This window comes from Nocardioides donggukensis (assembly GCF_014842875.1).
Taxonomy (GTDB): Bacteria; Actinomycetota; Actinomycetes; order Propionibacteriales; family Nocardioidaceae; genus Nocardioides; species Nocardioides donggukensis.
In genome coordinates this window covers 343362-360278 of the sequence record NZ_JACYXZ010000001.1, presented here as the reverse complement: position 1 = coordinate 360278, position 16917 = coordinate 343362, and the positions used below count along the sequence as shown (strand labels likewise).

Sequence of the window (16917 nt, the reverse complement as noted above, 5' to 3'; positions counted from 1 at the left end):
GGATGGCAGGATGACGCCGTGCCCACCGACCCGCTCCCCCAGCACTGCCCGACGCCCCGCGAGCTCGACGACCTCGAGCTGCTCGTGAGCGGCGCGCTGGCCCCCCTCACCGGCTTCAACGAGCCCGGGTCGCCGGTCACCCTGTCCCTGCCGCCGGAGGTCGCCGGCCAGGACGTCGAGCTCGTCGACCCGGAGGGCCTGCCGCTGGCCAGGGTGACCGGGGACGGGAGCGTCGCCTCCCTGACCCACGCCCAGTTCGGCCCCTTCCGGCGGCTCTACCTGACGCCCGGCGAGGTCCGGGAGCGGCACGCCGGCTCGGTGTTCGTCCCGGTCAGCGGCCCGCTCACCCGCGGCCAGGTCGCCACCCTCCCCACGGACCCCCCGGTCGTGCTGCTGGTCCTGGTCGGCGCCGGCACCCCCGAGGGGCTGAGCCCGGTCGGGCTGATCCGGGCCACCCTGGCCGCCGCCGAGGCCCTGCCCCAGGCATCCGTGGTGGCGGTCCCGCTCGCCTCGCACGGCGACCCGACGGCCGACCACCTGCTCGGCCACCAGGTCGTCGGCAACTACGCCGCCGGGGACGAGGTGCGCGGGGTCACCGACGACGACGAGGGCGACCTGTCCGACGAGGTGGCCGCCGTCGTGGACTTCGACCGGCCACCAGCCGACGAGCGCGGCCTGGTGCTGTTCTTCACCGGGCTGTCGGGCAGCGGCAAGTCGACCCTCGCCCGCGCGCTCCAGGACCGGATCCTCGAGGGCGGCCGGCGCACCGTCACCTCGCTGGACGGTGACGTGGTCCGGCGCAACCTGTCCGCCGGCCTGAGCTTCTCCCGGGAGGACCGCGAGACCAACATCCGGCGCATCGGCTGGGTGGCGGCCGAGGTCTCCCGGCACGGCGGCGTGGCGATCTGCTCCCCGATCGCGCCGTTCGACGAGACCCGGCAGCAGGTCCGGGCGATGGTCGAGGACGCGGGCGGCGAGTTCTTCCTCATCCACGTGGCGACCCCGCTCGAGGAGTGCGAGCGCCGCGACCGCAAGGGCCTCTACGCGAAGGCCCGGGCCGGTGAGATCCCCGAGTTCACCGGCATCTCCTCCCCCTACGAGGAGCCCGACGACGCCGCCGTACGCGTCGACACCACCGGGCGCAGCATCGAGGACGCCCTGGCGGACGTCGAGCGGGCGCTCGCGGCGGCCGGCCTGCTCGACCTCGGGTGAGCGGCGCGACGCCGGTCCGGGCGACCTGGACCCGTATGCTCAGCCCCGGTCGGCCGAGACGACCCTCCCCGCAGGCTGCGGGACGTCCCAAGGAGAACTGATGGCGGAGCTCTTCACCACCGCGGCGCTGGCCGTGCTGGCGGTGTCCTTCGGTGTGGGCATCGTCGTGGGCCTCACCGGCATGGGCGGCGGGGCGCTGATGACTCCCGCGCTGATCTTCCTCGGCGTCCCGGCCACGACCGCGGTGGCCAACGACCTGGTGGCCGCCTCGGTCAACAAGTCCGTCGGTGCGGCCGTGCACTGGCGGCACGGCGCGCCCAACCTGCGCCTGGCCGGCCTGCTGGTCGGCGGCTCGGTGCCGTTCGCCTTCGCGGGCGCCTTCATCGTCGACCGGTTCGGAGGAGAGTCGGCCGAGGAGTTCGTCGTCAACGCGATCGGCGGCGCCCTCCTGTTCACCGCCGCGACCTACACGCTGCGGATGTACCTCCAGCTGCGCATGGTGACCAGCGGCAACGAGGCGCCCTCGGAGGAGATCACCGTCCGGCCGGTGCCCACGCTGCTGGTCGGCGCCATCGGCGGCCTGCTGGTCGGGATCACCTCGGTCGGGTCCGGCTCCCTGATCATGGTGGCCCTGCTGCTGCTCTACCCCACGCTGTCGGCCCTCAAGCTGGTCGGCACCGACCTCGTGCAGGCGGTCCCGCTGGTGCTCGCCGCGGCCATCGGGCACGTGATCGTCAACGGCGTCGACTGGGCCGTGCTCATCCCGCTGATCGTGGGCGGCACACCCGGCACGTTCCTCGGTGCCCGGATGGCCGCCTGGGTGTCCCAGTCGGTGATCCGTCGCGGCATCGTCATCGTCCTCACCCTCACCGGGCTCAAGCTGCTCGGGCTCTCCCCCGAGGCGGTCGGCATCATCGGCGCCGGGCTGCTGCTGCTCGGGCCGCTCGCGTGGGGTTTCGTGCGACAGACGCGCGGGCTGCCGCCGTTCGACAACAACGCCGGCGCCTGGCGCCTGATCAAGGACGAGCCCGGAATCGGGCCCCGAGGCGATTAGCCGATACGATGTCCGCTGCTGTCCCGACGAGAGGTCCCCAAGAATGGCAGAGCCGGTCATGGCCGCGACTCACGCCGACTACCAGCTGAGTCAGCTCGACCAGCTGGAGGCGGAGTCCATCCACATCTTCCGCGAGGTCGCGGCGGAGTTCGAGAAGCCCGTCCTGATGTTCTCCGGCGGCAAGGACTCCATCGTGATGCTCCGGCTGGCGGAGAAGGCCTTCTACCCCGCCAAGATCCCCTTCCCGATGCTGCAGGTCGACACCGGGTACGACTTCCCCGAGGTGCTCGAGTGCCGTGACTCCTGGGTCAACCGGCTCGGTGTCCGCCTCGTGGTCGCCTCGGTCGAGGAGGCGATCGCCAACGGCGTCGTCGTCGACGACGGCAAGACCAGCCGGAACCGGCTCCAGATCGGCACCCTGCTCAACGCCGTCGAGGAGGAGGGCTTCACCGCCGCCTTCGGTGGCGGTCGCCGCGACGAGGAGAAGGCCCGCGCCAAGGAGCGCGTCTACTCCCACCGCGACGAGTTCGGCCAGTGGGACCCCAAGATGCAGCGGCCCGAGCTGTGGAGCCTCTACAACGGGCGCCTGCACGAGGGCGAGCACATGCGGATCTTCCCGCTGTCGAACTGGACCGAGCTCGACATCTGGCACTACATCGACCGCGAGGGGATCGAGATCCCCTCGATCTACTTCTCCCACCAGCGCAGCGTGTTCGAGCGCGACGGCATGCTGCTCACCGAGAGCGACTTCAACCCGCTCCGCAAGGGCGAGACGGCCGAGACCCGCACCGTCCGGTTCCGCACCGTCGGCGACCTCACCCTGACCGGCTGCGTCGAGAGCAGTGCCAGCACCACCGCCGAGATCATCGAGGAGATCGCGATCGCGAAGGTCACCGAGCGCGGGGCGACCCGTGGCGACGACCGGTTCTCCGAGGCGGCCATGGAAGACCGGAAGAAGGAAGGCTACTTCTGATGACTGCCGACACCGTAGAGACCGGCCAGCAGGCCATCAGCGAGAACGCGGACCTGCTGCGCTTCGCCACGGCCGGGTCCGTCGACGACGGCAAGTCCACCCTCATCGGGCGGCTGCTGCTCGACTCCAAGGCGATCTTCGAGGACCAGCTCGAGTCGGTCGAGAGCACCAGCAAGTCGCGGGGCTACGACTACACCGACCTGGCGCTGCTGACCGACGGCCTGCGCTCCGAGCGCGAGCAGGGCATCACGATCGACGTGGCCTACCGCTACTTCGCGACGCCCGACCGCAAGTTCATCATCGCCGACACCCCGGGCCACGTGCAGTACACGCGGAACATGGTCACCGGCGCGTCCACCGCCGACCTCGGCCTGGTGCTGGTCGACGCCCGCCAGGGCCTCACCGAGCAGTCCCGGCGGCACGCGGTGATCCTGTCGCTGCTGCGGGTCCCGCACCTCGTGCTGGCCGTGAACAAGATGGACCTCGTGGACTTCTCCGAGGACGTCTTCAACGACATCCACCGCGAGTTCACCTCGTTCGCGACGAAGCTGTCGATCCCCGACCTCGAGATCATCCCGATCTCGGCGCTCCAGGGCGACAACGTCGTGACCCGCTCCGAGAAGATGGAGTGGTACAGCGGCCCGACCCTCATGCACCACCTCGAGCACGTCCACGTCGCGTCCGACCGCGACCTCGTCGACGTCCGGTTCCCGGTGCAGTACGTCGTCCGCCCCAAGTCCGACGAGCACCACGACTACCGCGGGTACGGCGGCCAGGTCGCCGGTGGCGTGCTCAAGCCGGGCGACGAGGTCGTGGTGCTGCCGAGCGGCATGACCTCGACCATCGAGGGCATCGACCTCTTCGACCGGGAGATCGAGGAGGCCTACCCTCCGATGTCGGTCACCGTGCGTCTGGCCGACGACGTCGACGTCTCGCGCGGAGACATGATCGCCCGGGTGCGCAACGCCCCCCAGCCGAGCCAGGACATCGACGCGATGGTCTGCTGGATGACCAACGAGCCGTTGCGGCCGCGCCAGAAGCTCGCGATCAAGCACACCACCCGCACCGGACGGGCTCTCATCAAGGACGTGCAGTACCGCCTGGACGTGAACAGCCTGCACCGCGACCAGGACACCAAGGAGCTCGGCCTCAACGAGATCGGCCGCGTCCAGCTGCGCACCACCGTGCCGCTGCTGTGCGACCCGTACTCGAAGAACCGGACCACGGGGTCGTTCATCCTGATCGACGAGGGCACCGGCAAGACCGTCGGCGCCGGGATGATCAACTCCGGCAGCTGACCACGCGTCCACGCGTCGACTCGACAGTCCCCGGCGACCGGGGTCCGCACCGCGGGCCCGGTCGCCGGGGACTGTCGCGTCGGGCAGATCTCGAGGCTGATCTCGGGACAGACCCCGGGGCAGACGGCTGGACAGGCGTCCGGGACCCTCAGTCCTCGCGGCCGTAGTCGTCCTCGAGGCGGCAGATGTCGTCCTCGCCGGTGTAGGCACCGTGCTGCACCTCGACGATCACCAGCTCCTCGGCGTGCTCGTTGATGATCCGGTGCGCGGCACCCGTGGCCACGTCGACCGACTCGCCGGGTCCGGCCACGATCGTCTCCCCGTCGATGACGCAGGTGGCGACGCCGAAGATCACGACCCAGTGCTCGGAGCGGTGCTCGTGGGTCTGGTAGGAGAGCCGCTGGCCCGGGTGCACGTGGATCCGCTTGACCTTGTAGCCCCGGCTCTCGTCGAGCACGTGCCAGGACCCCCAGGGGCGCTCCGCCGATTCCAATGCCATCTCCAGCCTTCCCCCGAGACCGCTTCCGGTCGCCACGTCGGCGCCAGTGTAGGTCGCAGCCGGAGCGGGCCGGCGGCCGAGTCGGGTCAGCCCCGCATGGTGGGCCGGACGTGCAGCCCGACCTCCGGGTCGACGACGACCTCCTGGGTCACCGGCATCCCGTCGACCTCGAGGGTCGCCTCGACCGGGACGTTGCGCTTGACCATGGCCAGCGCGATGGGGCCGAGCTCGTGGTGGCGGGCCGAGGTGCCGACGAAGCCCACGACCCGGTCCTCACGACGCAGCTCCGCGCCGACCGGCGGCAGCCGGTTCTCCGACCCGTCCAGGTGCAGCATCGTCAACCGACGGGGCGGGCGACCGAGCGTGTGCACGCGGGCCACGGTCTCCTGGCCCCGGTAGCAGCCCTTCTCGAGGTGGACGGCGCTGCCGATCCAGCCGGCCTCGTTGGGGATGGTGCGATGGTCGGTGTCCAGACCCAGCCGTGGCTCCCCGCGGGCGATCCGCAGCGCCTCGAACGCCCAGATCCCGGCCGCCGGGCCGGCCGCCGCGGCATAGGCCTCGAGCCGGTCGCGCGGGACCAGCTCGTAGCCGTCGTACGCCACACCCGTCCGGGCCGAGGGCCGCCAGGCGACTGCCAGCTCCCCGGTGAGGTCCGCGACCTCCACCCGGGTCATGAACTTCATGCGCTCGAGGAACTCCACCAGGGCCGGGCCCCGGCCGGGCTCGACATGGGCGGTGAAGGAGCCGTCCTCGCCGCCGCTGTCGACGGCGTACATCGCGTGCTCGACGTGGCCCTGGGGGCTGAGCACCAGCGCCGCCGTGGGCACCCCGGGCTGCAGGTCGACGAGGTGCTGGGAGGTCAGGTTGTGCAGCCAGCCGAGCCGCTCCGGCCCGGAGACCCGCACCACGTCCCGGTGGGACAGGTCGACGAAGCCCTCGCCGGCCTCGAGGGAGCGCTGCTCACCGTGGAAGGAGCCGTAGTGAGCGGCCACCGGGGCGTCGAGGCCGTCGGCGGCCACGGCACCGGGCAGGTCGAGCAGCGGGCTGGCAGACATGCCCCCAGCCTACGTCGTGGGCGGGGCGCCCCCGTCGGGCCGGTCCGAGCCCTCCGCGGCCCGGGCCGCGCAGCGGCGACAGGTGCCGAACAGCGTGAGGTGGCCGATGTCCGTGCCGAACCCGAACTTCTCCTGCAATAGCGTCCCGAGGGCGGCGAACTCCTCCGCGCCCACCGAGGTGACGTCACGGCAGGTGCGGCACACGAGGTGGAAGTGCTCGTGGCCGCCCACCGAGTGGTACGTCGGGGCGCGGTCACTCAGGTGCGCGTGCCGGACCAGCCCGAGCTCCTCGAGCACCTCGAGGTTGCGGTAGACCGTGGACACGTTCACGGCCGACGCGTGCCGACGCACCTCGGCCAGCACCTCGTCGGGGGTGGCGTGCCCGAGCGCCTCGACGGCGCGCAGGATCAGCTCGCGCTGCGGGGTCAGCCGCTTGCCGCTGCTGCGCAGCCGGTCGGCGAAGTCGTCGCTCACGCGTGCCGCCGTCGGCTCACCGGCGCTGGAGCCGGGCCCACAGGTGCGGCTGCAGGGGCTGGCCCATGGCGGCCATGTCGTAGGCGTAGAGCAGGTCCCCCTCGACGTACCCGTAGAGGCGCTTGCCGCCGGTGACCTCCTTCGCCGACTCGGTGCGGGCGATGGCGTCGGTGGCGATCTCCATGCGCGCGTCGCCGGCCGAGCCGTACCAGACCTCGGCGAAGCCGGACGAGTGCGACAGCAGCATCTCGACCCGGCCCTCGGGGCGGCAGCGCACGAAGCCGCTCTCCAGGGCGGCGTCACGGACCTTCGTGCCGTCGCCGTCGACGATCCAGGACCGCGCCAGGTAGTGCAGGAAGGGCCGCCCGTCGTGGGTGAAGATCAGCTCCTGGCCGAACTCGAACGCGTCGATCGTGGGGTAGTCGCCATGACCGTTGCCGGCCCAGGTGCCGAGCATCCAGGCGACGGGGGCGCAGTCGGGATGGAGGTTGTCGGGGAGCTCGAACGGCATGCGGGCAGTCTAGGTGCAGCGCGCGGCGCGCGGACCGGCGACTAGGCTCGGCGCATGCGAAGCCTGCTGGTCAAGGTCACGTGCGGCGCCGACGACCCGGAGCGCTGCAACCAGGCGTTCACGGTCGCCGCAGCGGCGGTCGCCTCCGGCGCCGAGGTCTCGCTCTGGCTGACCGGCGAGGCGGCCTGGTTCGCGGTGCCGGGTCGCGCCGAGGAGTTCTCGCTGCCGCTGGCCACGCCGCTCGCCGACCTGCTCGGCGCGGTGCTCGCCGGCGGCCGGGTGACCCTGTGCACCCAGTGCGCCGAGCGACGGGGGCTGAGCGCCGAGGGGATCCGGGACGGCATCACGATCGCCGGCGCCGCGGCGTTCACCGAGGCGGCGCTGGGTGACGGCGTCCAGGCGCTGGTGTACTGACCGGGTCAGGCGGCGCGCACCTGCAGCATCGCGCGGGCGTCCGCGGGCGAGGCCGGCTCGCGCTGCGCCAGCTCCCCCAGTCGTACGGCGCGCTCCACGAGCTGGGCGTTGCCGGTGACCGGGACCCCCTTGGCGAGGGTGAGGGTGTCCTCCATGCCGACCCGCAGGTGCCCGCCCTTGGCGAGCGCGGCCAGCATGACCGGCAGGCTGGTGCGCCCGACGCCGGTCGCCGACCAGCTGGTCACCGCGTCCGGGAAGGCGGCCACCGCGGCGACCAGCGCGTCGACGGTGCCGGGCATGCCACCCGGGACGCCCATGACCAGGTCCACGTGCACCCGGCCGCCGTACGGCAGCCCGTGCCGGTCGAGCAGGCGGTGCAGCGAGTGGACGTGCCCGAGGTCGAACAGCTCGAACTCCGGCACCACCTCGGCGTCCCTGGCCCGCTCGTGCAGCTCGACCACGAACGGCCAGGGGTTGCTGAAGACGTCGTCGCCGAAGTTGGTCGTGCCCATGGTCAGCGAGCAGGAGTCCGGCGCCGCCTCGAGCACCCTGAGCCGGTCCTCCAGCGGATCGTGCACCGACCCCCCGGTGCTCAGCTGCACGACCAGTCCGGTCTCCTGGCGCAGCGCGGCGACGGTCTCGGTGAGCCGGCCGAGGTCGAGGGTGGGCCGGTGCTCGGCGTCGCGGATGTGCACGTGCACCATGGCCGCCCCGGCGGCCTCGCACTCGCGGGCGCTGGCGACCAGCTCCTCCAGGGTGGTCGGCAGTGCCGGGCAGTCGGCCTTGTCGGTCTCGGCACCGGTCGGCGCCACGGTGATGAGCAGCGGGTCTCCCATGGCGGCATCGTGCCAGACTGCCGACAGGCCCAGCCAGTCAGGACAGGAGATTCTTTCGCATGCGCGCAGTGATCCAGCGGGTTCTCCGCGCCCAGGTCGTCGTCGCCGGTGAAGTTGTCGGCTCCTTCGACGAACCGGGGCTGGTCGTCTACCTGGGCGTCACCCACGACGACCGCCCCGCCGACGCGGCCTGGACGGCCCGCAAGATCTGGGAGCTGCGACTGCTGGACGGGGAGCGCTCGGCCTCCGAGGTGGGCGCGCCGGTGCTGGTCGTCAGCCAGTTCACGGTGTACGGCGAGGGGCGCAAGGGTCGGCGCCCGACCTGGCAGGCGGCCGCGCCCGGCCCGGTCTCCGAGCCGCTCTACGACGCCGTCTGCGCCGAGCTCGAGCGGCTCGGGGCGCGGGTCGAGCGGGGGGTCTTCGGCGCCGACATGGCCGTGGACCAGCTCAACGACGGGCCGGTCACGCTCGTGCTCGACTCGCCGTGACCGACACGAGCGACGGGTCGGCGGTCCGGGAGCCGACACAAGCGACGGGTCGGCGGGGACGGTCGCGGTCCCGGCCGCTGGGAGCGACCGGGACCGCGACCATGCGACTCAGAGGCTGATCGTCACCTCGGCCACGGAGCCGACCGTCGCCACGACGGAGCGGTCGACCGGGTCGGCCTTCGGGGCCAGCGTGCGCAGGGTCCACTCGCCCTCGCCGGCGAAGAACCGGAAGTGCCCCTCCGGGGAGGTGGGCACCTCGGCGGTGAACTCGCCGGTGCGGTCCAGCAGCCGCACGTAGGCGTTCGGCACCGGCTCACCGCCGCGCGTCACCTGCCCCTGCACGACCGCCTCCTTGGCGACGTTGACGCCCTCGAGCGAGAGTCCGCCCTCGACCGCGCCGCACATCAGGCCTCGCCCCGCTCGTCGCCGAGGGCCACGGGGACGCCGACCAGGGAGCCGTACTCGGTCCACGAGCCGTCGTAGTTCTTCACGTTGTCCTGGCCGAGGATCTCCTTGAGCACGAACCAGGTGTGGCTCGAGCGCTCCCCGATCCGGCAGTAGGCGATGGTGTCCTTGTCCCAGTCGACACCGGCCTCGGTGTAGATCTTCCTCAGCTCGTCGTCGGAGCGGAAGGTGCCGTCGTCGTTGGCCGCCTTGCTCCACGGGACGCTGGCCGCGGTCGGGATGTGCCCGGCGCGCTGCGCCTGCTCCTGCGGGAGGTGGGCCGGCGCGAGCAGCCGGCCGGCGTACTCGTCGGGGCTGCGCACGTCGACCAGGTTCTGCGTGCCGATCGCGGCCACGACCTCGTCGCGGAACGCGCGGATCGTGTGGTCCTGCTCCTGGGCGGTGTAGGAGGTCTGCTCGCGCTCGGTCGGCGCGTCGGTGAGCTCGCGGCTGTCGAGCTCCCACTTCTTGCGGCCGCCGTCGAGGAGCTTGACGTCCTGGTGCCCGTAGAGCTTGAAGTACCAGTAGGCGTAGGCGGCGAACCAGTTGTTGTTGCCGCCGTAGAGGACGACGGTGTGGTCGTTGCCGACGCCACGCTCGGAGAGCAGCGCCTCGAACTGCTGCTTGTTCACGAAGTCCCGGCGCACCTGGTCCTGCAGGTCCGTGGTCCAGTCGAGCTTGATCGCGCCACGGATGTGGCCCTTGTCGTACGACGTGGTGTCCTCGTCGACCTCGACCAGGACGATCTGGTCGTTGTCGAGGTTGTCCTCCACCCACTGGGCGGTGACGAGCGTGTTCTCGCGGCTCATGTCTGTCTCTCTTTCGGGAAGGGGATGTGCGGAAGGTGGGGATCCGGCCGAGTCGCTCAGCCCAGGACTCAGCCCAAGACTCGGCCCAGGACTCGGCCCAGGCTCAGCCGAGCACCGGTCGGGCCGGCTGGGTCAGCCGGCGCAGTGCCAGGTAGGCCTCGCAGCCCAGGCACAGGCCGAAGGCGGCGTTGAGCAGGGCGGCAGCGAGGGCGAGGCCCACCGCCACCGCTCCGACGACCGGGGCGCCGGCGAGGTAGCCGACCAGGCCGACCCCCGCGAAGGCGAGCCCGACGCCCTGGGCGAAGCGCGGCGGGCGCTCGTCCTCGAGCTCGGCCGGGGGCCCCAGTCGCGGCCGGATCAGGGAGGCGTAGACCCAGGCGTGCGGCGTGGACCGGACGCCGAGGCCGGCGCCGACCGCGAACAGCAGCACCTGCGCGGTCAGCAGCCCCAGCCCGAGCGGGCCGGGAGCGGTGAGGAGCACCGCGGCGAGGACGACCACGGTGATGGCGGCTGCGAACTGCTGGCCGCGGGGATCGATGGTGGGGTTCACGGGAAATGCTCAGTCCTGTCGGGTGGCCGGTGGGGGCAGGCGTCTCCGGCGCGTTGACCGGGACGCGGGACCTCGTCGGCACTCCCCGGGACGGGGGCGCGCGGAGCGGCTCAGCCGGCTCCGGGCATGCGGGGACGAGGGTCCGTCAGGACATTCGACAGAGCGCGGAGCGGACGCGGCAGTGGTCCACTGCGCGCCGCTTCGTCAGCATCGTCGAGGTCATGGACCCAGACTAGGCGGGCACCCGGGTGCGGCACGAACCGAATGTCCGAATCGTGGACGACTTGTCCATGATGTGGAATCAGTCCGCCAGCAGGCCGGCCAGCGCGCCCAGCACCTGCTGCTTCTCCGGCGCTCCCGTGGCCCGGGTCACCTCGCGACCGCGCTCGTCGAGCACCAGCGTCGTCGGCGTCCGGGTGATACCGAGCCGGCGGACGAGGTCGAGGTGGTGCTCGGCGTCGATCTCGACGTGCTCCACCCCGGGGACGACGCCGGCCACGTCGGCCAGGATCCGACGGGTGGCCCGGCACGGGGCGCAGAAGGCACTGGAGAACTGGAGCAGGGTGGCCCGCTCCCCCAGCTCGTGGTCGAGGTCGGCCCCGGCCAGGACGCTGGGCTCGTGCGTGTCGTCGGGCGGTCCGCCGCGGACCTCGTGCGTGCCGCGGAACCGGCCGTCGGCGTACGCGCGATAGAGGCCGAACAGCAGGGCGGCGACCACCGCCGCCACCAGGACCCACGCTCCGGTGCTCATCGGGGGATCAACCGCCGGCGAACGGCGGTAGGAACTCCACGGTCTGCCCGGGCACGACCACGACGTCGGCCGGGTCGCGACGACCGGCCGGGGCATCCCCCACCAGCGCCGAGCAGGTCGCCAGCACCGCGGCCAGCCGCTCGGAGCCGTCCCGGGCGGCCACGGCCAGGGTCCGCACGTCGGCCAGGGAGACCGGACCCGTGACCGGCAACCGGTCCTCCGCGACGCCGGCAGCGGCCCGGGCCCCGGCCCAGTAGCGCACCAGGACGTGCGTCTCGCCCTGTGCGATCGTCGGGGAGTCGGCGCTCATGCCCGATATCCTTGCTCATCCACGCAAGCGTGTCGCTCCCGGGAGGAGACTGCATGAGCACCCTGCTGCTGCTCACCAGTGCCCTCCAGTCCTCCGTCGAGGTGCTCCCCGGTCTGGCGCTGCTCAACCACACCGTGAAGATCCTCCCGGCCGAGGGCAGCGCGCTGCTCGAGGCGCCCGACAACGACCTGGTGCTCGTGGACGGCCGCCAGGAGCTGGCCCGGGCCCGTGACCTGTGCCGGCTGATCCGGACCACCGGCTCGGACGTGCCCGTGGTGCTGGTGGTCACCGAGGGCGGCCTCTCGGTCGTCTCCGTCGACTGGGGGATGGACGACGTGCTGCTCAGCACCAGCGGCCCGGCCGAGATCGACGCGCGGATCCGGCTCCTCCTCGGCCGGCTGGCCGCCCACCGGGACCAGCAGGATCCCGAGGCGCACGTCATCCGCAGCGGCGAGGTGACCGTGGACGAGGTCACCTACACGGCCCGGCTCGGCAAGCGCGCCCTCGACCTGACGTTCAAGGAGTTCGAGCTGCTCAAGTTCCTGGCCCAGCACCCGGGCCGGGTGTTCTCCCGCCAGCAGCTCCTCCAGGAGGTGTGGGGCTACGACTACTACGGGGGCACCCGCACGGTGGACGTCCACGTCCGCCGGCTGCGGGCCAAGCTCGGGCCCGAGCACGAGACGCTGATCGGCACCGTGCGCAACGTCGGCTACCGGTTCGTGCTGCCCCCGCAGCGCAAGGGCGAGCAGCCCTCCGAACGGACCGAGGACGCCTGACCACCGGCGCCCCGTCTCCTTCCCCACCCACGGAACCCCCTCCGCCACCACTCGGCCGCGAGGCTCTACGCAGCGCAGGTTCTCCGGCCCGCGAACCTGCCATCCGTAGAGCCTGGGACCCGACCGTGTTCCCGGGGCCCGACGGGGTGCGCGACCATGGCGCCATGGACGTCAGCGAGCTCGCCCCGACCGACTGGGACCCCGCGACGGCGGCCGCACTCGAGCGGATCCGCGCCGAGTCGCGCACCGCCGACGGCCACGACCCGCTCGACGAGGCCGCCGCCCTGAGACTGCGTCACCACGGCCTGGCCGGGGCCCGGCTCTGGCTCGCCGACGACGGGTTCGCCCTGCTGCACGACGGCTCGCTGGAGCTCGCGGTCGCACCGACGGCACGCGGCCGGGGTCTCGGCTCGGCGCTGGCCGCCGCTGCCGCCGGGGACGCGGTGCGGGCCTGGTCGCACGGCGACCACCCCGCGGCGTACGCGCTGGCCGGCCGGCACGGGCTGCGCCGGGCCCGCGAGCTATGGGTGATGCGGCGCCCGGCCTCCGAGCCGCTGCCGCAGACCCCGTCCGAGCCGACCGTCCGCGGCTTCCGCGCCGGCGACGAGCCGGAGCTGCTGCGGGTGAACGCGGCGGCGTTCGCCGACCACCCCGAGCAGGGCGCCCTCGACGAGGCGGGGCTGGCCGAGCGGATGGCCGAGCCGTGGTTCGACCCGGAGGGGCTGCTGCTCGCCGAGGACCCGACCGGCCGGCTGCTCGGCTTCCACTGGACCAAGCGGCACGACGAGCGGACCGGCGAGGTGTACGTCGTCGCGATCGCGCCCGACGCCCAGGGGCAGGGCCTGGGCCGGACCCTTACCCTGGCCGGGCTGCACCACCTGCACGGGCACCTGTCCGGGTCCGAGCACGACGACGCCGGAGGGGACCCGTCGGGCGAGGTGATCCTCTACGTGGAGTCGGACAACCGGCCGGCGCGGGCCGTCTACGAACGGCTCGGCTTCAGCCACGCCCCGGCCGACACCCACGTCCAGTACCTGCGCCCGTAGCGCCCGTAGCGGCCGGCCCCGGCCGGGCACCCGGGTCGGGTGGCGCGGGCCGGGCACCCGGGTCGGGTGGCGCGGGTCAGTGGAGGGCGGCGCCGAGCCGGTCGGCGATCCGGCCGACCGCGTCCCGGGCCTGGCCCGGCAGCCCGACCCAGTTGAGGAAGCCGTGGATCAGGCCCGGCTCCCGGCGGCTGTCGACCGCGACGCCCGCCTCCTCCAGCCGCGACGCGTAGGCCTCCCCCTCGTCGCGGAGCGGGTCGAAGCCGGCGGTGACGACGTGCGCGGGAGCCAGCCCGTCGGGGATCTCCGCGAAGAGCGGGGAGAGCCGCGGGTCGCGGAGCAGGTCGGCGCTCGGCACGTAGCTCTCGGTCGCCAGGTCCATGAACGCGGTGGTCAGGAAGAACCCCTCACCGAAGGTCCGCCGGCTCACCGACGAGGCGGTGCAGTCGGTCATCGGGTAGACCAGCAGTTGGAGTGCCAGCGGCAGTCCCTCGCGCGCCGCCGCCAGGGCCACGCCGGTCGCCAGGTTGCCGCCGGCGGAGTCCCCGCCGACCGCGAGCCGGTCGACGTCGACGCAGTGGCTCCGTGCGTCCGAGAGCAGCTCCCGGTACGCCGCCACCGAGTCGTCGTACGCCGCGGGGAACGGCGCCTCGGGCGCCAGCCGGTAGTCGACCGCGACCACCTGCACCCCGGCGCGCTCGGCGAGGAACCGGCACGGGGCGTCGTGGGTGGCGTGCCCTCCGCCGTAGATGAAGCCGCCGCCGTGCAGGAACAGCAGCGTCGGGCGGGACGCCGAGGCCAGGAGCGCCCGGGGCACGTAGACCCGGGTCGGCAGCCCGGCCAGGACGGTGTCGAGCACCGCGCCCACCGGGTGCCGGCCGCCCACCGTCAGGCTCTGCGCGGCCAGGATCTCGCGGCCCTCCGCCACCGGGTGCTGCTCCGCGGCCGGCTCGCGCAGGAGCCGCTGCAGCCGCAGCACCAGCTGGGTCCCGGGGTCGAGGGTCTGGCCGTCCACGACCACCGGCGGCCCGGCCAGCCGACGGAGGACCGGGTCCGGCAGGGAGAGCAGGCCGGCCAGGGTGCGGCCCTGGATCCGGGCCTGGACGGCGGCGAGTCGGGGGCGCATGCCTGGAACCTACCGGCCCTCCACCGCACGTCACCCGCCGTTCACCGATCGGTGCCACACTCGGACACATGAGTCACGACAGCCAGGAGAGCCTGCCCGCGCACGCCACGGGCTCCCTCGACGACGGCCCCGTGGACTCCTCGCTGCACGTCGTCGAGACCTTCGACGTCGAGCCGCCGTACGTCCCCGGCGAGGACGAGATCGCCGGCCTCGACGGCTTCCCGGACCGGTTCCTGGACCGCGAGCTCTCCTGGCTGCACTTCAACCAGCGGGTGCTGGAGCTGGCCGCCGACCCGGGCCTTCCCCTGCTCGAGCGGGTCCGGTTCCTGGCCATCTTCGCCAGCAACCTCGACGAGTTCTTCATGGTGCGCGTGGCCGGCCTGAAGCGACGGATCGCGGCGGGCGTGGCCGTGCGGGCCGCCTCCGGGCACCTGCCGCGCGAGGTCCTGGACTCGATCTGGGACGCCGCCGACCAGCAGATGTCGGCACACGCCGCCGTGTTCGTCGAGCAGGTGGTGCCCCAGCTCGACGCGCAGGGGATCCAGCTGGTCCGCTGGGACGACCTGGACAAGGACGAGCAGAAGCAGTGCAAGCGGCTCTTCAAGGACCGGGTCTTTCCGGTGCTCACCCCGCTCGCCGTCGACCCGGCCCACCCGTTCCCCTACATCTCCGGGCTCTCGCTCAACATCGCGGTGCTCGTGCGCAACCCCAAGACCGGCAAGGAGCGGTTCGCCCGGGTCAAGGTGCCGCCGATCTTCGACCGCTTCGTCTCGGTCGGCAACCAGCGCTTCGTCCCGTTGGAGGATGTCATCGGGGAGCACCTCAAGCGGCTCTTCCCCGGCATGGAGATCCTCCAGGTCCACACCTTCCGGGTGACCCGCAACGAGGACCTCGAGGTCGAGGAGGACGACGCCGAGAACCTGCTCGCGGCACTGGAGAAGGAGCTCCTGCGTCGCAAGTTCGGACCGCCCGTGCGGCTCGAGGTCGAGGAGTCGATCGACGACCGGGTCCTCGACCTGCTGGTCTCCGAGCTGGGGATCTCCCGGTCCGAGGTGTTCCGGCTCCCCGGCCCGCTCGACCTGCGCGGCCTGCACGACATCGCCGACCTGCCCCGCGAGGACCTGAAGTACCCCGCGTTCGTGCCCACCACGCACAGCCAGCTCGCCGAGGTGGAGAGCGCCAGCCCGGTCGACGTGTTCAAGGCCGCCCGGCGCCACGACGTACTCCTGCACCACCCCTACGACTCGTTCGCCACGTCGGTCCAGCGGTTCCTCGAGCAGGCCGCCGCCGACCCGCACGTGCTGGCCATCAAGCAGACCCTCTACCGCACCTCGGGCGACTCGCCGATCATCGACGCGCTGGTCGACGCCGCCGAGGCCGGCAAGCAGGTGCTGGTGATCGTCGAGATCAAGGCCCGCTTCGACGAGACCAACAACATCCGCTGGGCCCGCAAGCTCGAGCACGCGGGCTGCCACGTGGTCTACGGCCTGGTCGGCCTGAAGACGCACTGCAAGCTGGCGATGGTGGTCCGCGACGAGCCGGACGGGATCCACCGCTACACCCACATCGGGACCGGCAACTACAACCCCAAGACCGCACGCATGTACGAGGACTTCGGGCTGCTGACGGCGGACCCGGCCATCGGCGAGGACGTCGCGCACCTGTTCAACAACCTGTCCGGCTTCTCCCGGAACGCCTCGTACGACGAGCTGCTGGTCGCCCCGGACTCGGTGCGGGACGGGCTCGTCGAGCAGATCCACGCCGAGGTCGCCCACCACCGGGCCGGCCGGCCGGCCCGGATCCGGTTCAAGGCCAACTCGATCGTCGACGAGAAGATCATCGATGCGCTCTACCTCGCCTCGCAGGCGGGGGTGCCCGTGCAGCTGCTGGTCCGTGGCATCTGCGCCCTGCGGCCGGGGGTGCCGGGACTGTCCGAGACGATCGAGGTGCGCTCGGTGCTGGGTCGCTTCCTCGAGCACAGCCGGATCTTCTGGTTCGGCAACGGCGGCCAGCCGGTCGCCTGGATCGGCTCCGCGGACCTCATGCACCGCAACCTCGATCGCCGGGTGGAGGTGCTGGTGCGGCTGCCCGGCGACGACCTGGTGGCCTCGGTGGTCGAGGTGCTGGACCTGGCGTTCGCCGACGACGCGGCCGCGTGGGAGCTCGGCGCCGACGGCGAGTGGCGGCGTACCGACGGCAACGTGCACCTGCAGGACCAGCTCGTCGAGCGCCAGCGGCGGCGGCGCTGACCGCAGGTCTCACCGGGCTCGGCGGGCTCACCGCGCTCAGCGGGC

20 protein-coding genes are annotated in these 16917 nt (G+C 72.6%); 9 read left to right on the top strand and 11 right to left on the bottom strand.

The window, feature by feature from the left end; translation table 11 throughout:
• Positions 1–18: 18 nt before the first annotated feature.
• The 4 genes from cysC to IE331_RS01715 all read left to right on the top strand — a co-directional run bounded on the left by cysC (position 19) and on the right by IE331_RS01715 (position 4537).
• Positions 19–1212 carry an adenylyl-sulfate kinase gene (gene cysC, locus IE331_RS01730; protein WP_318646750.1) on the top strand — a complete coding sequence of 398 codons (1194 nt, stop codon included), beginning with the start codon at positions 19–21 and terminating at the stop codon, positions 1210–1212.
• Between the two features lie 100 nt (positions 1213–1312).
• On the top strand, positions 1313–2266 hold the full coding sequence (locus IE331_RS01725; protein ID WP_192139891.1) for a sulfite exporter TauE/SafE family protein: 954 nt from the start codon (positions 1313–1315) through the stop codon (positions 2264–2266).
• 58 nt (positions 2267–2324) lie between these two features.
• On the top strand, positions 2325–3239 hold the full coding sequence (gene cysD, locus IE331_RS01720) for a sulfate adenylyltransferase subunit CysD (RefSeq protein WP_192139889.1): 915 nt from the start codon (positions 2325–2327) through the stop codon (positions 3237–3239).
• Positions 3239–4537 (top strand): sulfate adenylyltransferase subunit 1, encoded by a 1299-nt coding sequence (locus tag IE331_RS01715; RefSeq protein WP_192139887.1) that lies wholly within the window; start codon positions 3239–3241, stop codon positions 4535–4537. The genes cysD and IE331_RS01715 overlap by 1 nt, the downstream gene beginning before the upstream one ends.
• 148 nt (positions 4538–4685) lie before the next feature.
• Here IE331_RS01715 and IE331_RS01710 read toward each other — a convergent pair whose 3' ends face one another.
• From IE331_RS01710 to IE331_RS01695, 4 genes are all read right to left on the bottom strand, one after another.
• A complete protein-coding gene (locus IE331_RS01710; RefSeq protein ID WP_192139884.1) occupies positions 4686–5036 on the bottom strand; it encodes a phosphomannose isomerase type II C-terminal cupin domain in 351 nt (116 codons plus the stop codon).
• 86 nt (positions 5037–5122) lie between these two features.
• A complete protein-coding gene (gene ygfZ, locus IE331_RS01705; protein WP_192139882.1) occupies positions 5123–6091 on the bottom strand; it encodes a CAF17-like 4Fe-4S cluster assembly/insertion protein YgfZ in 969 nt (322 codons plus the stop codon).
• Between the two features lie 9 nt (positions 6092–6100).
• Positions 6101–6565 carry a Fur family transcriptional regulator gene (locus tag IE331_RS01700; protein WP_192139880.1) on the bottom strand — a complete coding sequence of 155 codons (465 nt, stop codon included), beginning with the start codon at positions 6563–6565 and terminating at the stop codon, positions 6101–6103.
• A gap of 16 nt (positions 6566–6581) precedes the next feature.
• Complete coding sequence (locus IE331_RS01695) at positions 6582–7076, bottom strand: FABP family protein (protein WP_192139878.1); 495 nt, start codon at positions 7074–7076, stop codon at positions 6582–6584.
• Positions 7077–7130: 54 nt separating this feature from the next.
• Between IE331_RS01695 and IE331_RS01690 the strand changes: the two genes are divergently transcribed.
• Entirely contained in the window at positions 7131–7490 is a 360-nt protein-coding gene (locus tag IE331_RS01690; RefSeq protein ID WP_192139876.1) for a DsrE family protein, read from the top strand.
• A 5-nt stretch (positions 7491–7495) separates the two neighbouring features.
• On the opposite strand, the gene IE331_RS01685 is transcribed toward IE331_RS01690, so the two are convergent.
• Complete coding sequence (locus IE331_RS01685) at positions 7496–8326, bottom strand: BKACE family enzyme (RefSeq protein ID WP_192139874.1); 831 nt, start codon at positions 8324–8326, stop codon at positions 7496–7498.
• Between the two features lie 59 nt (positions 8327–8385).
• Here IE331_RS01685 and dtd point away from each other — a divergent pair, with 59 nt between their 5' ends.
• Positions 8386–8814, top strand: a complete 429-nt coding sequence (gene dtd, locus IE331_RS01680; RefSeq protein ID WP_192139872.1) for a D-aminoacyl-tRNA deacylase — start codon at positions 8386–8388, stop codon at positions 8812–8814.
• A 108-nt stretch (positions 8815–8922) separates the two neighbouring features.
• On the opposite strand, the gene IE331_RS01675 is transcribed toward dtd, so the two are convergent.
• The 5 genes from IE331_RS01675 to IE331_RS01655 all read right to left on the bottom strand — a co-directional run bounded on the left by IE331_RS01675 (position 8923) and on the right by IE331_RS01655 (position 11678).
• Positions 8923–9219: a DUF1416 domain-containing protein gene (locus tag IE331_RS01675; RefSeq protein ID WP_192139870.1), complete on the bottom strand. Its 297-nt coding sequence runs from the start codon at positions 9217–9219 to the stop codon at positions 8923–8925.
• Positions 9219–10067 (bottom strand): sulfurtransferase, encoded by an 849-nt coding sequence (locus tag IE331_RS01670; protein ID WP_192139868.1) that lies wholly within the window; start codon positions 10065–10067, stop codon positions 9219–9221. Before IE331_RS01670 ends, IE331_RS01675 begins: the two co-directional genes overlap by 1 nt.
• A 103-nt stretch (positions 10068–10170) precedes the next feature.
• Entirely contained in the window at positions 10171–10617 is a 447-nt protein-coding gene (locus IE331_RS01665) for a DUF4395 domain-containing protein (protein WP_192139866.1), read from the bottom strand.
• Between the two features lie 301 nt (positions 10618–10918).
• Positions 10919–11368, bottom strand: coding sequence for a TlpA family protein disulfide reductase (locus IE331_RS01660; RefSeq protein WP_192139864.1), 450 nt, complete (start codon positions 11366–11368; stop codon positions 10919–10921).
• 7 nt (positions 11369–11375) lie between these two features.
• Positions 11376–11678, bottom strand: a complete 303-nt coding sequence (locus IE331_RS01655; RefSeq protein ID WP_192139862.1) for a MoaD/ThiS family protein — start codon at positions 11676–11678, stop codon at positions 11376–11378.
• 53 nt (positions 11679–11731) lie between these two features.
• Between IE331_RS01655 and IE331_RS01650 the strand changes: the two genes are divergently transcribed.
• A complete protein-coding gene (locus tag IE331_RS01650; RefSeq protein ID WP_192139860.1) occupies positions 11732–12454 on the top strand; it encodes a response regulator transcription factor in 723 nt (240 codons plus the stop codon).
• A gap of 164 nt (positions 12455–12618) precedes the next feature.
• The gene (gene mshD, locus IE331_RS01645; RefSeq protein ID WP_192139858.1) at positions 12619–13500 is read left to right on the top strand and encodes a mycothiol synthase; all 882 of its coding nucleotides are present in this window, start codon (positions 12619–12621) and stop codon (positions 13498–13500) included.
• Positions 13501–13576: 76 nt separating this feature from the next.
• Here mshD and IE331_RS01640 read toward each other — a convergent pair whose 3' ends face one another.
• On the bottom strand, positions 13577–14623 hold the full coding sequence (locus IE331_RS01640) for an alpha/beta hydrolase (RefSeq protein ID WP_192139856.1): 1047 nt from the start codon (positions 14621–14623) through the stop codon (positions 13577–13579).
• 68 nt (positions 14624–14691) lie between these two features.
• Between IE331_RS01640 and IE331_RS01635 the strand changes: the two genes are divergently transcribed.
• Positions 14692–16872 (top strand): RNA degradosome polyphosphate kinase, encoded by a 2181-nt coding sequence (locus IE331_RS01635; protein WP_192139854.1) that lies wholly within the window; start codon positions 14692–14694, stop codon positions 16870–16872.
• Positions 16873–16917 lie beyond the last annotated feature (45 nt).

What these genes read in the sequence shown, in the direction of transcription:
- IE331_RS01725 (WP_192139891.1), top strand. Translation starts at nt 1,313, where the DNA reads ATGGCGGAGCTCTTCACCACCGCGGCGCTGGCCGTGCTGGCGGTGTCC.
- cysD (WP_192139889.1), top strand. Translation starts at nt 2,325, where the DNA reads ATGGCCGCGACTCACGCCGACTACCAGCTGAGTCAGCTCGACCAGCTG.
- IE331_RS01715 (WP_192139887.1), top strand. Translation starts at nt 3,239, where the DNA reads ATGACTGCCGACACCGTAGAGACCGGCCAGCAGGCCATCAGCGAGAAC.
- IE331_RS01710 (WP_192139884.1), bottom strand. Translation starts at nt 5,036, where the DNA reads ATGGCATTGGAATCGGCGGAGCGCCCCTGGGGGTCCTGGCACGTGCTC.
- ygfZ (WP_192139882.1), bottom strand. Translation starts at nt 6,091, where the DNA reads ATGTCTGCCAGCCCGCTGCTCGACCTGCCCGGTGCCGTGGCCGCCGAC.
- IE331_RS01695 (WP_192139878.1), bottom strand. Translation starts at nt 7,076, where the DNA reads ATGCCGTTCGAGCTCCCCGACAACCTCCATCCCGACTGCGCCCCCGTC.
- IE331_RS01690 (WP_192139876.1), top strand. Translation starts at nt 7,131, where the DNA reads ATGCGAAGCCTGCTGGTCAAGGTCACGTGCGGCGCCGACGACCCGGAG.
- IE331_RS01685 (WP_192139874.1), bottom strand. Translation starts at nt 8,326, where the DNA reads ATGGGAGACCCGCTGCTCATCACCGTGGCGCCGACCGGTGCCGAGACC.
- dtd (WP_192139872.1), top strand. Translation starts at nt 8,386, where the DNA reads ATGCGCGCAGTGATCCAGCGGGTTCTCCGCGCCCAGGTCGTCGTCGCC.
- IE331_RS01675 (WP_192139870.1), bottom strand. Translation starts at nt 9,219, where the DNA reads ATGTGCGGCGCGGTCGAGGGCGGACTCTCGCTCGAGGGCGTCAACGTC.
- IE331_RS01670 (WP_192139868.1), bottom strand. Translation starts at nt 10,067, where the DNA reads ATGAGCCGCGAGAACACGCTCGTCACCGCCCAGTGGGTGGAGGACAAC.
- IE331_RS01660 (WP_192139864.1), bottom strand. Translation starts at nt 11,368, where the DNA reads ATGAGCACCGGAGCGTGGGTCCTGGTGGCGGCGGTGGTCGCCGCCCTG.
- IE331_RS01655 (WP_192139862.1), bottom strand. Translation starts at nt 11,678, where the DNA reads ATGAGCGCCGACTCCCCGACGATCGCACAGGGCGAGACGCACGTCCTG.
- IE331_RS01650 (WP_192139860.1), top strand. Translation starts at nt 11,732, where the DNA reads ATGAGCACCCTGCTGCTGCTCACCAGTGCCCTCCAGTCCTCCGTCGAG.
- mshD (WP_192139858.1), top strand. Translation starts at nt 12,619, where the DNA reads ATGGACGTCAGCGAGCTCGCCCCGACCGACTGGGACCCCGCGACGGCG.
- IE331_RS01640 (WP_192139856.1), bottom strand. Translation starts at nt 14,623, where the DNA reads ATGCGCCCCCGACTCGCCGCCGTCCAGGCCCGGATCCAGGGCCGCACC.
- IE331_RS01635 (WP_192139854.1), top strand. Translation starts at nt 14,692, where the DNA reads ATGAGTCACGACAGCCAGGAGAGCCTGCCCGCGCACGCCACGGGCTCC.